This window comes from Brevundimonas sp. ZS04, assembly GCF_001956865.1.
In the GTDB taxonomy this organism is placed as follows: domain Bacteria; phylum Pseudomonadota; class Alphaproteobacteria; order Caulobacterales; family Caulobacteraceae; genus Brevundimonas; species Brevundimonas diminuta.
In genome coordinates this window covers 57,732-71,455 of the sequence record NZ_MTHE01000009.1, presented here as the reverse complement: position 1 = coordinate 71,455, position 13,724 = coordinate 57,732, and the positions used below count along the sequence as shown (strand labels likewise).

The window sequence follows — 13,724 nt, the reverse complement described above, 5'->3', positions numbered from 1 at the left end:
GCGTCAGTCGGCGGTTGAGGCCGCCTTCCACCGCTCCAGATACTCCAGCCGTCTCAGCACCTTTGAGCCGGGGTCCAGCAGGATGTGCGCGCTCGGCGGCGCCTCGAATGTCGCGCGCCCGTCAGACATGGGCAGGGTGCGTAAGGCGCCGTCCACCTCGACCTCGACCGGCAGAGGGAAGGGGCGGCCGTTTGCGGTCTCCCACTCCAGCGTCACCCGCTCGCCCTGCCGCGTCATGACCAGATCGGGCAAGGCCGCCTGATAGAGGTAGGCGTCGAAGAACCAGCCCATGTCGCGCCCCGTCACCTCACTGACGATGGCCACATAGTCCGGCGTCGTCGCGTAGCGCGGCCGGAAGTTCCCCGGCTGCGGGTCGGGGCGGCCATAGACCAGACGGCGAAGGCTTTCATAAAAGGCGTCGTCGCCGATGTGCAGGCGCAGGGTGTGGGCGATCAGCGCCCCCTTGTAATAGAGATCCAGCGCCGGGCCGGTCTTGTCGTCATAGACGGTCCCCGCGTCCTGCGGCTTGCCGGACACGACCGGGAAGCGGTTGGCCAGGGCCAGCCGCATGGTCTGAAGCTCGGCCTGCATGGCCCGCTCGCCGTTCAGCCAGCGGGCGTAGAGGGGCTGCATGTATGTGCCGAAGCCCTCGTGCAGCCACATGTCGTCCCAGTCGGCGTTGGTCAGCTGATTGCCGAACCATTCGTGCGCCAGCTCGTGCTGCAGCAGCCAGTCGTAGCCCTTGCCGTCCAGCTTGTAGCCGTTGCCGTAGGCGTTGATGGTCTGGTGCTCCATGCCCAGGTGGGGGGTCTCGACCACGCCCATCTTCTCATCGCCGAAGGGGAAGGGGCCGATGCTTGCCTCATAGAAGTCGAGCATCTGCGGGAACTCGTCGAACAGCGCCTGCGCCTTGGCCGGATCGGCCGAGGCCAGCCGCCAGAAGCGCAACGGAATCATGTTCCCGAACCGGCTCTGATAGTCGGCGGCCATCTCCACATAGGGGCCGACGTTTAGGCTGATGGCGTAGGTGTCGGGCTGGCGCGCGGTCCAGTTCCAGGTCGTCGTGCCGTCGCCGTTGTCGCTCTTGCCCAGAAAGCGGCCGTTGGCGGGGGCGCTGAGGGTCGAGGGGATGGTGATGTGCAGATCCACCTGCTCCGGCTCGCCTTGGGGGTGGTCGATGCAGGGCCAGAACAGGTCGCAGCCCTCGCCCTGAACCGCGCTGGCGATCCACGGCTGGCCGTCGGGCGTCGTGGTCCAAACGAAGCCGCCGTCCCACGGCGCGCGCTTGGCCTGATGCGGGCGTCCCGCATAGGCGATGCGGACGGAGACGCTGTCGCCCGCCGTCAAAGGACGGGGCAGGGGGATGGTCAGCCGCCCCTCGGGGTTGGACCAGTCAGAGATCGCCCGGTCGTCCACGGTGATGGCGGCGATGGCGAAGACCGCGTCCAGCTCGACCACGACCGCCGACGTCGGCGCCGTGGCGGTGAAGTCGAGGACGGCGACGCCTTCCAGCGACTGGCTTTCCGGCAGCAGCTTGAACGACAGGTCGGCCTTGTCGAAGCGCAGGGCCAACTGCTCCGCCGTGCGCGGCGCGCCGCTGGACAGGGTGAAAGCCGTTGTTTCGCGCGCCGCCTCCTGCGCCAGAACGGGCGACGACAGCAGGGCCGTGGTCAGGCAGAGGGCGACGAGAGGACGCAAGGCTGAAGCTCCGGCAGGACGAACCCTGAGGTTAGCCGCGCGGCGCCCAAAAGAAAAAGGCCGGTGTTTCCACCGGCCTCTTCAAAATCCGTCAATCGACGCCGATCAGGCGGCGGCTTGCTCGGCCAGCTTGGCGCGGACCTGGCGCTTGATGCGCAGGGCGGCGATCGACAGCTGCTCGTCGCGAGCCTTGACGATGAAGGCGTCCAGGCCGCCCTTGAAGTCCAGGGTGCGCAGGGCGGCGTTCGAGATACGCAGCGAGAAGGTCTGGCCCAGAGCTTCCGACTGAACCTTGACCGTCTTCAGCGCAGGCAGGAAGCGGCGCTTGGTCTTGATGTTGGAGTGGCTCACGTGATGGCCGACCATGGGGCCGATACCGGTGAGTTCGCAGCGACGCGACATCTGAAGATCCTCAAGGTCACATCCGCGATACGGTGCGGACGCATGAAACAGGGACGCGGCGAGCAAGGAGGCCCGCGCGAGAGGGGGCCGTATAGAGGAAGGACTCGCCGGGCGTCAAGGCTGGAGTCGTCGTCCGGCGCGACAGAGTCATTCTGAAGGCGAGGGATCGCCTTCGTTCAGCAGTCGTTCAAGCCGTGACTATATAGAGCAGACCCATGATGAGTCCCATGAACGGCAAATCGATGAAGACCTTGATCCCCTTCGCCCGCCTGATGGCGGTCGCCGCCCCGGTGGTCGCCGGGGCCGTCATGCTGGCCGCGCCCGCGTCGGCGCCCCAGGCGCAGTCGGCCGCCCAGTCCGAAGTCCTGCCTGGATACTGGGAATACACCACCAGCGTCATGGGCGCGCGCGACACCGAGCAGAAGTGCGTGCGGCCCAGCGAGATCAACCGCTTCTTCGGCGGCCTGTCGACGCGCAAGTGGCAGTGCACCTATCCGACGCGTCAGGTCGGCGACGGTCGCGCCCGCTTTGAAGGCAGCTGTCAGGACCGCAAGGGCCGCCGCATCAATGTGCGGCTGAACGGCACCTATGAAGAGCAGGCCTTCCGCTTCAACGGCGGCGCCCAGCTGGCGCGCGGCACGCCCTATATCCCGGCCAGCATCACCGCGCGCCGCCTGGCCGCCCAGTGCCCGGCCGGGGCCGAGTATTTCTGATCTGACTTTTGGAAGAGGCCGGGACGCGAGACCCGGCCTCTGCTCCTTTGCGCCCTATTCCGCCGGACGCTCGGGCGCGGGCCTGGCCGGCAGCAGCGTCTTGGCGAAGGACGCCAGGCCGCCGTTCAGGGCCGCATAGGCGATCAGCCCTATCACCAGGCCCCAGAAGGCCCCGCCGATTCCGAACAGCTGGATGTTGGCCGCCGCCGCCAGAAAGGTGATCAGCGCCGCCTCGCGGGACTTCGGCTCGACCAGGGCGCCCGCCAGGCTGCCGCCGATGGCGCCCAGCAAGGCCAGCCCCGCCAGGGTGGTGATGAAGACGGAGGGCAGGGCCATGAAGACCGCCGCCAGGGTCACGCCGAACACGCCGATCAGGATGTAGAACACCCCCGCTGCCACGCCCGCGATCCAGCGCTTGGACGGGTCTTCATGCGCCTCCTCGCCCGTGCAGATGGCGGCGGTGATGGCGGCCACATTGAAGGCGTGCGACCCGAACGGCGCCGTCAGCAGCGACCCGAGCCCCGTCACCGTGACCAGGGGATTGGCGTTGACCGCATAGCCGTCGTTTCGCAGCACCAGCATGCCCGGCATATACTGGCCCGTCAGGGTGATCAGGAACATGGGGATGGCCAGGCTGAGCAGCGCCTTGAACGAGAAGGCGGGCATGGTGAAGACCGGCGCCGCCAGCTTCAGCTCCAGCCCCGACAGGTCGACCCGCCCCTGCATCAGCAGGAAACCCAGCCCCAGCACGAGGATGCCCACGACCGCATAACGCGCCGTGAACCGCTTCAGCATGACATAGGTCAGGATCAGCAGGCCCGCCAGCAGGGGATCGACGCCCACGCCGCCGAAGGCCTGAACCCCGAAGGGCAGCAGTATGCCCGCCAGCAGGGCGGCGGCGATGGCGGGCGGGATCAGGCGGATCACCTTGTCGAACCCGCCGGACAGCCCCAGGACGACAAAGGCCGCCGCCGAGATCAGATAGGCGCCGATCGCCTCGGCGTAGGAGGTCGCCGCCAGGGCCGTGACCAGGAAGGCCGCCGCGGGCGTCGACCAGGCGGTGATGATCGGCGCCTTGTAGCGCCAGCTCAGCCATAGGCCCGTCGTCCCCACGCCGATCGAGATCGACCAGACCCAGGAGGCGGTCAACTCAGGACTGAGGCCCGCGACCTTGGCCGCCTGGAACACCAGGATGAAGGTGCCGCCATAGTTGACGATGACCGAGATCAGTCCGGCGACGACGGGGTGCAGCAGGTCGCTCCACCGCAAGGGTGGAGACGGGGCGGGCATGGACATCGGGAGGGCCTCTGCGAACGACGACGATGCGCGCGCTCCTAGAGGATCAATGGCCGGCCATACCTGTCCATTCATGGCCATTTCGCCAGACCATTCGGTTTCACCGAGCGCTTGTCGACGGCGCTCATGAAAAAGGCCCGGCGTCGCCGCCGGGCCTTTCGCGTCGTTTGCGGATCGCCTGACCTCAGGCGGCCTCGGCTTCAGCCTCGGCGGCCGGAGCGACCGGCTTTTTGGCGCTGAGCGACTTGCCCAGCAGGGCCATGGCGGCGTCCTTGTCGATCTTGTTGGCGGCGGCGACTTCGCGGGCCATGCGGTCCAGAGCCGATTCATAGAGCTGGCGCTCGGAATAGGACTGTTCCGGCTGGGTCTCGGCGCGGTGCAGGTCGCGGACCACTTCGGCGATGGAGATCAGGTCGCCCGAGTTGATCTTGGCTTCATACTCCTGGGCGCGGCGCGACCACATGGTGCGCTTGACGCGGGCGCGGCCCTTCAGGGTCGTCAGGGCCTTGGAGACGGTGTCGTCGGCGGCCAGGGTGCGCAGACCGGCGGTCTTGGCTTTCTTGGTCGGGACGCGCAGGGTCATCTTCTCGTGTTCGAAGGTCACGACATAGACTTCCAGCGCCATGCCGGCGACTTCCTGAGTCTCGATCGCGGCGACCTTGCCGACGCCATGCGCGGGATAGACCACCGCATCGCCAACCTTGAATTCCAGACCGGTCTTGCTCGTCATGTCATTCCTTTCCCGAACCGTCGGGATGAGATCGTCGCCACGCAGATAGTGAAAAACCGCCCCTCCGCCGAGCGCTGGGCCCGGCGGTTGAGGCGGAGGATCGCACTGTCAGACGCGAAAACGGATCACCAAACCTCTGGCCGACCTCGTCTCTAGCGGCGAGGTTCTGTCGTAAATGCGGGCGGCGCGCAGAGTTGCGGAACCGCCCGTTTCGAATAGGGAGGAACCTATCATAAAATTAGAAAATCTCAAAACATCCACAGGGCGCGCGGCGAGGATCGGCGCATTGTGACCGCATTGTGACGAATTCTTAGGAGCCCTTGCCCGGCTTGGGGCTGAAGTATTTCTCGAACTTGCCGGTTTCGCGCTCATACTGTTCGCGATCCGCCGGGGGCACGCCCTTGACCGTGATGTTCGGCCAGACCTTGGCGTATTCGGCGTTGACCTGCAGCCACTTGCCGTCGGGTTCGTCCTCGGTGTCGGGGACGATGGCGTCGACGGGGCATTCCGGCTCGCACACGCCGCAGTCGATGCATTCGTCGGGCGCGATGACCAGGAAGTTCTCGCCCTCGTAGAAGCAGTCCACCGGACACACCTCGACGCAGTCCATGAACTTACATTTCACGCAGGCGTCGGTGACGATGTAGGTCATGGCGTTCGGGCGGGCCTGTGGCAGCGAGGAGGTCGAGGGCGCGCACATGGCCCCGACGGAACCAACTGTCAACCGAAGGCGCTGTTGCAAAGCTGTTCAGGCCCGACGGCGCCGGGCCGCGCTTCACCGTCATGACGCCGGATCATCGTCCGCCCGGAGGCCTGTCCCCATGCGTTTCAATCAAGGTTTCATCTCTCGTTCCGCCCTCCGCCGCATCGGCGCGGCCGGCCTGGCGTTGAGCCTTCTTGCCGGCGGCGCGGTCGTGGCCCAGTCCGCCTTGACCAAGGTTCCGTCCGAGGTCCAGCCCGGCGACTACAAGCTGGATCCGGAGCACGGCAAGATCACCTGGTCCGTCGATCACCTGGGCTTCTCCACCTATGTCGGCCAGTTCGTGAACGTCCAGGCCGAGCTGAAGCTGGACCCCGCTAACCCGTCCGCCAGCATCTTGACCGCGACCATTCCCCTAGCGGACGTGGCGTCGAACTCGGACGGGCTGAACCGCCATCTGCAGACGGCGGACTTCTTCGATACCGCCAATCATCCGGTCGCCACCTTTCGCTCTACCCGGATCACGGTCGACGCCGATGATCGCGACGAGGCCACGGTCCACGGCGAACTGACCCTGCGCGGCGTCACTCGTCCGGTGGTCATGGAGGTCGAGTTCAATCAGGCCGGCCCGACGCGCGGCGGCTACAAGGCCGGCTTCGATGGAGAGGCGACCATCAAGCGGTCCGACTTCGGCATCAATTTCGGCCTGCCCGCCCTGGGCGACGAGGTGAAGCTGCACATCGAAGGCGAGTTCGTGAAGGCGGCGGGCTAGGTCGGCGCGTCCAGCGGCTCATAGAGGGCGCGGGCTTCCTCGGGCGGGCCGCGCCTTTCGCCCATCCGCACCACGCGCACGGCGATGAGGCGACCGCCCTGAACGAAGAGCACTTCGTCGCCGGGATGGACGCTGCGGCTGGGCTTGTCGAGCCGGGACTGGGCGCCGTTGTGCGTCAGGCGGATCGCGCCCTGCTCGACCATGGCCGCGGCCAGGTTGCGCGTCTTGGCGAAGCGCGCGCGCCATAGCCAGACGTCGATGCGGCAGCTCTCGAGGCTCATTCAGCGTTCTGGCCCGCCCCCTGAGACGCAGCGCGTCGCGGGCGACGGCGGGATCGGCGCGCCGCCTTGGGTTTGGCGGGGGGGGCCGGGCGGGGCGGTTGGGTCAGCTGCGCCAGGGCGGCGAAGGGCGAATCCTTGGGCGGGGGCGTCGATTTGCCGGAGGACGTGGCTCGCTCGGCGCGCGGGGTGCGTAGGGCGGCCTGGATGGCCCTGGCCTGATCCGCCGTCCAGCCGAGGCTGTTCAGGGCTTCATTGGACAGCGGCGCCTTGCCTGCCGCCTTCTGGGCGTCGGCGAAGGCTTCCAGCGTTTCGACCGGCGCGGTCCAGCGCCCGACCGAGCGGCGGCCGAAGGCGGACAGGGCGCGCGCCGACGGCGGCGGTTCCGGCAGAGCTGACAGACCTTCGCCCGCTAGGCCGTTGATCGCTTCGCGCGGCAGGAAGGCCTGCGCCAACGCCGCGCCGCGCGGCTTCATCACGCCGGGCAGCCAGACCGAATGGGCGCCGACCCGGATGGCGAAGGTCTTCAGCGTGCGCCGTTCATGCTGGCTCAAAGCCGCCAGATCGCGCTCGACCTCGCGCCGGGGGATCAGCCCGCCCGCCTCGATCAGTCGGAACGCCAGCCCGCGCGGCAGGCCGGTCAGGGCGCCGCTCTCGATCGCATGGCGCAGCCGCTTCAGCGGCTTCAGCGCCCGCCCGGCCTCGGCCGCCAGCCAGGCCTCCATGCGCCGCTCGGCCCGCTCGCGCGCCGGGGCGGGGCCCAGTTCGCCCAGCAGCCGCACGCGCGGCGAGAAGGGGTCTTCATTGATGATGCGCCCGGTCAGGGCGCCGTTCCACAGCACCCCGCCGTCGGGCGTGACGGAAAAGGCCGCGTCCTCGTCCGCCGCCAACCGCCCCAGCCGCCGGGCCACCTCCGGCCCCACGGCCCGCGTCGCCGCCTGCCGCAGCGCCCGGTCGGCCAGCGCCGATCCGCCCGCATCGACGGTGAAGCACACCCCGTCCAGATGGCCGACCACCTCGCCCTCGACCGTGACCTCGCCGTCGTCGGCGACGCCCGCCAACACGTCGGAGCGCACGTTCAGCGCCCGCATCAGGGCCGCCGTGCGCCGGTCGACGAACCGCGCCGTCAGCCGCTCGTGCAGCACGTCGCTGAGCCGTTCCTCCAGCGCCTTGGTCCGGTCGCGCCACTCCTGCGCGCCCGCCATCCAGTCCGGCCGGTTGGCGATGTAGCTGAGGGTCCGCACCCCAGACAGCCGCGCCGACAGCTGGTCGATCTGCCCGTCGTCGCGATCCAGATCATTGAAGCGCGGCGCCACCCAGTCCTCGGTCAGCCGTCCGCGACGGCTGGTCAGGGCGGTGAAGATCTCCTTCGACAGGCGGGCGTGTTCGTCCTGGGTCGTCTTCTGGAAGTCGGGCAGCTGGCACGCCTCCCACAGCCGCATCAGGGCGCCGCGCGAGCGGGCGATCTTCCTCACGTCCTCATCGACCGCAAAGCGCCGCAGCAGCGTCTCGTCCAGCGCCTGCGCCGTCAGCCGCAAACCATGCCGATCCGGCGTGACCGTCAGCGACCGCAACAGGTCAGGCAGCGTATCGAAATCCAGCCGCCCGCTGCGCCACTCGGCCGCCTCGACCGGGTCGAAGCGATGCTCGACCACCTGATCGACCAGATCCTCGTCCAGCTCTTCCGCCTCGCCGGTCACGCCGAACGTCCCGTCGCGCAGGTGCCGCCCCGCCCGCCCGGCGATCTGGCCGATCTCGGCGGCGTGCAGCCAGCGCGTGCGTCGCCCGTCGAACTTCCTCAAACCGGCGAAGGCCACATGGTCCACGTCCATGTTCAGCCCCATGCCGATGGCGTCGGTGGCGACCAGGAAGTCCACCTCGCCCGACTGGAACAGCTCGACCTGGGCGTTGCGGGTGCGCGGACTGAGCGAGCCCATGACCACCGCCGCCCCGCCCCGTTGACGACGCAGCAGTTCGGCGATGGCGTAGACCTGCTCGGTCGAGAAGGCGACGACGGCGCTGCGCCGGGGCAGGCGGGTCAGCTTTTTCGACCCGGCGTAGCTCAGCGTCGACAGCCGGTCGCGGGTGACGATCTCCGCATCCGGAACCAGCGCCCGCATCAGCGGCGCCATCGTCCCGGCGCCCAGGAACATGGTCTCGAACCGGCCGCGCGCGTGCAGCAGCCTCTGGGTGAAGACGTGGCCGCGCTCGGGATCGGCGACCAGCTGAATCTCGTCCACCGCCAGGAAGTCGGCCGACCGCTCCAGCGGCATAGCCTCGACCGTGCAAACGAAATAGGCGGGGCGCGGCGGGACGATCTTCTCCTCGCCGGTGATCAGGGCGACCGAGGCCGCCCCGCGCCGCTTGACGATCCGCTCATAAATCTCGCGCGCCAGCAGCCGCAGCGGCAGGCCGATCATGCCCGAGGCGTGACCCAGCATCCGTTCGACCGCCAGATGGGTCTTGCCGGTGTTGGTGGGGCCCAGGATCGCCGTGACGCGCGATGGAGCCATGCCTGCGGAACGGTCGCTCATGACCGGCCCAAGGTGGCGAACCCTGAAGGCTTTCACAAGCGGCGCGGAGGGAGGGGCGAGCGTGAATGTCTAGGGCAGGGGCGAATGGTAAGCGGAACCTTACCGTACGCTGGAACACGGGCGAAACGAATCATGACCGAATCGGCGACGTCCGTCGATTCAGGCTTTGTTCCATACTAGAGATTGTAGCTTAACGGCCTTTAACCACAAGGCGGAACCGCCGTGCGCATGCTGTGACGTGATGGGCGACCACAAGGGCTTCCCTGACGCTGCAACCTCCTTTAGGCAGTGACGCCGTGGCCCCGTAGCTCAGCTGCATAGAGCAAGGCTTTCCTAAAGCCGAGGTCGGAGGTTGGAGTCCTCCCGGGGTCGCCACCCCTCATTGTCGGGACCACTTAAGACTGTCCCGTTTCCAAGCTAAGGCTGTCCTGGACAAGCTAAGACCGTCCTGACGGGCCAAAAATGTCTCGCAAATCCAGAGCGATGCAGCGGTAAGAGAGAGCCAACGAGCCCGGCAGTCTTAAGTGGTGCGATTTAGCGACCCGGCTGGCCAGCGCCACCACAAGGCATGCGTAATGGCGTTCTTAGCTTGGCCCAGAGCTACGATTCTCGGGTGAAGCCGGCCATTTAGGTTGGAATGTCGGACAGTCTTAACTTGTCAGCACACTCATGTCGGGACAACTTAAGACTGTCCTGTTTCCAAGCTAAGACTGTCATAGACCAGCTAAGACTGTCCTAGCGTTTTGGAAAATGCCTTTAAAAACAATAGAATAAACCCGCATCTGGGGCTCACGGGACGCGACAGTCTTAACTTGGCGAGCTGCAACGCATTTGGCTGGAATGCGCCAGGAGCTGACATTGGGCTCGTGGCGGGAAGCGGACCTACGAACGCCTTCACCCCGCCCAAGCGACATTCTTAGGGAGGCGGCTGCGCGAACCCAGATCGGAACTAACCTGCCTACGAAGGCCGAGCGTGGGGCGTACTTTTCAAGGTTTAGTCGAGCTGGTCTCTGACCCAGCGCGGAATCTCCCCCTCGCCTCCGCAGGTGCGGCAGTACTCCCGGTCCCGTGGGGAGCAGCTGGGGCAAGCGACCATCTTGTAGTCGCGCCGATCGATCTGATCGGCATGCCGGCGTTCTATTCGCCCTTCTTCTCCACACGCCCGACATGGCCACCCTCGCCATTCGCCGGATCCTTCGCATATGGGGCACAGGATCGTATCGTAGGCTCGGATGTCGATCTGCTCCGCGTGGCGGCGATCCATCTGACGGTGGCCGCCGCACTCCGGGCAATCATCACCGTTGAATGACCCCTTACCCTTGCACAGCGGGCAATCGACCTTCGCGTAGTCGCGCAGATCAACCTGATCGCGTTCGTGACGTTGGACCCTTCGCTCCCCGCCACAGAAGGGGCAGTCGTCACCCTCCCGGGTTCCACCCCCCTCGCAGACCGGACAGTCGACGTCGTCCCATTCGCGAACGTCAACCTGATCGGCGTACCGCCGCTCAAGCTCGCCATCGCCGTTGCAGACTGGGCAGTCCTCACCCTGGAAGGTGCGCTTGCCCTCGCACAGAGGGCATTGGACGTCGGCATACCTGTCGAAGTCGATCGATCGGATCTCCGACTTTGTGAGCTCTCCGTCGCCGCCACAGGCCGGGCAATCCTCATGCTTGTAGTGCCCCCTGCTCTTGCATAGCGGGCAGTCCTCATAGCCGGACCGTTGCGCGAACTCGTCCTTCACGGTGCTGGCGAGTTCGAGGGTGGCCTTGATGTTCTTGGGCCTTTTCGAACTCTTCGCCAGCGCTTCGAATTGCGGCTTCATCGCGCTGAAGACCACGAAATCCGGGTCGGCCTTGGACGTCGGCGCCATCTTGGCCACCTGGCCAACGGCCTTCTTAGCCAAGCCCTCGACTGCGGCGACCTGATCAGGGGTCTGCGCCGCCGCGAGTTGCGCTTTGAGCGTGTCGCAGGCCTTGAGCATGGTGAAGAGTCGGCCGCTTACCTCCGCCTGCAGCTCCCAAAGGCCGCGGCGGTAGAAGATCAGGGATTGCTTGAAGCCAACGACGAAGTCCTTGGCGTCTGCCGACGGACCGTAGCCACCCTTGTCGAACTTCGTGTGGTGGTTGGCGCAGAGCCAGATCAGATTTTCGGGGTGGTTGTTCTTCGATCTGGCCACGGGATCGATGTGCGCCGCTTCGCAGGAGTTCGCGTTCTTGTGGCAGATGGCGCATTCGCCGCCGGCCTCGGCCTTGATCTCGCGCTTGATCCCCGTGGGAATGGGGGGGCGGCCGCCGTCCTTCGACGGCCAAGGTAGCTTGAGCCAATCGTTGAACTCGACGAGTTCGTCGTGCTCGACGAAGAACTGCAGCCCGTCCTTGCGAACCTTGAGCTTGCGATCGACGTCCTGCTTCGGGGCGTAGCTACCCAGCCAGTCGAGCAGCTCAGGCGACAGCCCCACCAGCGCCGCCGCTTGGTACTGGTTGAGCTCCGCGTCAGATTGTGGAGCAGGCTTGGGTTTCGGCTTCTTCACGGCGGCAGAGGCAGTTGTGGCAGTTGGGTGGAGGCTGGATCGCGATCCAGCTGCACACTAGCCGAACCTGAACTCCGTTTGCCCGCCGCACTAATACGCGACGGGGCGATCGATCACCACCCACTCGGAGGCTCGGCTTGCTCTCCGGCCGCGGACCGGAGGGGATGACTAGCCCCTGTTCACAACGAAAAAGCTGTCCATCCGCTTTTCATTCGCGGCCCGAAAGGGATTCCGCTCCACCAGAATCGCGTCCATTTCTGGATCCTGGGCCCAGTCCTGCTCGATAAGGCACCAGTCGATAGTCACGTGCTCGCCCTCGTATCCAACCTGGACTCCGATGCCCTTCGGCGATTTGTGGTCGTACATAGCCAGATGGGTGAGGTTCCTGAGCCCGGCGACCCGCGCCTGCTCGCGTTCCGGCCCGTCCTTGGGAACGTCTGGATGCAGAGGGTTGATCATGAAGGTGCACTGGCTGTCGGGGAATGTCAGGCGGTACGGTAGCGTGAAACTGCCGGCCTTGGCCGTCTCCATCGACAGCAGGAACCGCTCTTTGATCGCGCGCCACACCGAGCGCGGGACTCGCGCGAACTGCAGCATGATCTGGTAGTAGGCAAGCGGCTGGTCGTCCTTCTCGATATGATCGTGCAAGTTGCCGATCAGGGTCGAGAGATCGAACGCGTCATAGTCTTGCACCAGGCGCCCGAGGATCTCGCGCATCCCCGCCGCGGGAACCTCCGCCTCGCCAATGAAGCCCCCCATGATATCGGGCTCCACTACCGCTGGATCCAATATCTTTGCGGCGACCTGCTCGCGGTAGGTGAAGTAACGGCGGATGTCTTCTGGCACCCGCAAAGTGTCCAGCACGCCGCGGTAGTCTCTGCTGTCGAGGAGGTGGATGAAGCCCGCCGTGCGGCTTATGTAGAAGCGCTTGCGCGCCAAGCCCTCCGGCAGCGCCTTGCCAGGCTTGAAGACGACAAGCTTCACGATATGGGCGAGGTCCGCGCGCCGGATATCGAACGTCTGGCCGCGCGCGTTGGTGACGCTGATCCGAGGCTGCTCGTCCAGGAACCGCAGGGTGTCACGCACCTGGCTGGCGGCCTTCTTTAGAATCTTGTTCGCGAACCAGGCCGCCTCGGTCGCCGGGTCCTCGGTCGGTGCCTCGCGCTCCTTTAGCTGCAGGACCATGGCGAAGTCACCAAGCCAGACGAGGTTGTCGGCCAACTCCAGCTCCTGTCCAGGCTTCGGCGCGAACTTGTTCTCGGCGAAGGTGAACTCCTTCCAGAACGCGGCCCCATTCACCTGGGCGACATGATCCTCAAGCGTCATGGCAATCCTTCAATCACATAGTCCGGCAGAAATGGGTCGCGCTCTCGCATTCTCCCGCCAGGAAAGCCAAGGTCTGGGCCCACGAGCCGGATGCCCCTTCGGCGCCGCCAGCAGCGCGCGAACGCTCCTATTGTCACTTGCCCGACCGCAGGATGCCCGTGCGGCCCGGATACTGCGCCTTCGGGTTTTGCCTCCACCAAAACTCCACGGCGACCGGGATACTCCAGCGCTTCGCGAGCCGATCGGTCTCCTTCCACGCATCGGCGGCGGACTGACCTTGCACGGAGATGCCAAGCTCTGGGTAATATCTAAACCCCTCCTCCTCGTGCTTCCCCGCTTTAGCCGGGATATTTAGTTCGCGAACGAGCGCGTCACCTTGAAGGCCCTTAGCCTTCACCTGCGCAATCATGGTCATGAGGATGCCCGCCCAACGCGGGCTCGCAATGGCCTTTCCGTTGATCTTTGCCGACAGCGGCTTGGTGAATGACAGGCCCGGCGCGCTCTCAAACTCGAGTGCACCTGCTTTGGTCGCCACCACAGCCTCATCAGCTTCATTGTCTCGCTCCAATCCCAACTGGTCCATCGCTTCGCGCACAATCCGATCAATCGTCTCGGCGGGCGTCTTCGTGCCGAACCAAGTCGAAAGCGTCTTCAGGTCGCCGAACGCGGCGTCGTTGATCCGAACTACAGGCATCATTGTGCGCTCCTTCCGCCGATAAGGAATATGTTACATATACCCTGACGG

12 protein-coding genes and 1 tRNA gene are annotated in these 13,724 nt (G+C 65.9%); 3 read left to right on the top strand and 10 right to left on the bottom strand.

The window, feature by feature from the left end; genetic code table 11:
- Positions 1-3: 3 nt before the first annotated feature.
- Both BJP32_RS12225 and rpmB read right to left on the bottom strand, forming a co-directional pair.
- Positions 4-1,698, bottom strand: coding sequence for a M1 family metallopeptidase (locus BJP32_RS12225; protein WP_076224331.1), 1,695 nt, complete (start codon positions 1,696-1,698; stop codon positions 4-6).
- Positions 1,699-1,803: 105 nt separating this feature from the next.
- Positions 1,804-2,100, bottom strand: a complete 297-nt coding sequence (gene rpmB / locus BJP32_RS12220; protein ID WP_040346215.1) for a 50S ribosomal protein L28 — start codon at positions 2,098-2,100, stop codon at positions 1,804-1,806.
- 227 nt (positions 2,101-2,327) lie between these two features.
- On the opposite strand from rpmB, the gene BJP32_RS12215 reads away from it, so the two are divergent.
- Positions 2,328-2,813 carry a DUF3617 family protein gene (locus tag BJP32_RS12215; RefSeq protein ID WP_233126829.1) on the top strand — a complete coding sequence of 162 codons (486 nt, stop codon included), beginning with the start codon at positions 2,328-2,330 and terminating at the stop codon, positions 2,811-2,813.
- Between the two features lie 54 nt (positions 2,814-2,867).
- On the opposite strand, the gene BJP32_RS12210 is transcribed toward BJP32_RS12215, so the two are convergent.
- The 3 genes from BJP32_RS12210 to fdxA form a co-directional block, all read right to left on the bottom strand.
- Positions 2,868-4,109 carry a benzoate/H(+) symporter BenE family transporter gene (locus tag BJP32_RS12210; protein ID WP_076224329.1) on the bottom strand — a complete coding sequence of 414 codons (1,242 nt, stop codon included), beginning with the start codon at positions 4,107-4,109 and terminating at the stop codon, positions 2,868-2,870.
- 184 nt (positions 4,110-4,293) lie between these two features.
- On the bottom strand, positions 4,294-4,839 hold the full coding sequence (locus BJP32_RS12205; protein WP_046652322.1) for a CarD family transcriptional regulator: 546 nt from the start codon (positions 4,837-4,839) through the stop codon (positions 4,294-4,296).
- A 310-nt stretch (positions 4,840-5,149) separates the two neighbouring features.
- Positions 5,150-5,491: a ferredoxin FdxA gene (gene fdxA / locus BJP32_RS12200; RefSeq protein ID WP_003166185.1), complete on the bottom strand. Its 342-nt coding sequence runs from the start codon at positions 5,489-5,491 to the stop codon at positions 5,150-5,152.
- Positions 5,492-5,660: 169 nt separating this feature from the next.
- On the opposite strand from fdxA, the gene BJP32_RS12195 reads away from it, so the two are divergent.
- Positions 5,661-6,311, top strand: coding sequence for a YceI family protein (locus tag BJP32_RS12195; protein WP_076224328.1), 651 nt, complete (start codon positions 5,661-5,663; stop codon positions 6,309-6,311).
- On the opposite strand, the gene BJP32_RS12190 is transcribed toward BJP32_RS12195, so the two are convergent.
- Together BJP32_RS12190 and BJP32_RS12185 are read right to left on the bottom strand one after the other, a co-directional pair.
- Positions 6,308-6,592: an RNA-binding S4 domain-containing protein gene (locus tag BJP32_RS12190; protein ID WP_076224326.1), complete on the bottom strand. Its 285-nt coding sequence runs from the start codon at positions 6,590-6,592 to the stop codon at positions 6,308-6,310. The genes BJP32_RS12195 and BJP32_RS12190 overlap by 4 nt on opposite strands.
- Positions 6,589-9,123, bottom strand: a complete 2,535-nt coding sequence (locus BJP32_RS12185) for a helicase-related protein (RefSeq protein WP_076224324.1) — start codon at positions 9,121-9,123, stop codon at positions 6,589-6,591. Before BJP32_RS12185 ends, BJP32_RS12190 begins: the two co-directional genes overlap by 4 nt.
- A 298-nt stretch (positions 9,124-9,421) precedes the next feature.
- Here BJP32_RS12185 and BJP32_RS12180 point away from each other — a divergent pair.
- A tRNA-Arg gene (locus BJP32_RS12180) sits at positions 9,422-9,498 on the top strand.
- Between the two features lie 619 nt (positions 9,499-10,117).
- On the opposite strand, the gene BJP32_RS12175 is transcribed toward BJP32_RS12180, so the two are convergent.
- The 3 genes from BJP32_RS12175 to BJP32_RS12165 form a co-directional block, all read right to left on the bottom strand.
- Positions 10,118-11,653 (bottom strand): HNH endonuclease signature motif containing protein, encoded by a 1,536-nt coding sequence (locus BJP32_RS12175; RefSeq protein WP_083673985.1) that lies wholly within the window; start codon positions 11,651-11,653, stop codon positions 10,118-10,120.
- A gap of 168 nt (positions 11,654-11,821) precedes the next feature.
- The gene (locus BJP32_RS12170) at positions 11,822-12,979 is read right to left on the bottom strand and encodes a hypothetical protein (RefSeq protein WP_076224321.1); all 1,158 of its coding nucleotides are present in this window, start codon (positions 12,977-12,979) and stop codon (positions 11,822-11,824) included.
- A gap of 133 nt (positions 12,980-13,112) precedes the next feature.
- Positions 13,113-13,676 (bottom strand): T4SS efffector SepA family protein, encoded by a 564-nt coding sequence (locus BJP32_RS12165; RefSeq protein ID WP_076224319.1) that lies wholly within the window; start codon positions 13,674-13,676, stop codon positions 13,113-13,115.
- Between the last annotated feature and the right edge of the window lie 48 nt (positions 13,677-13,724).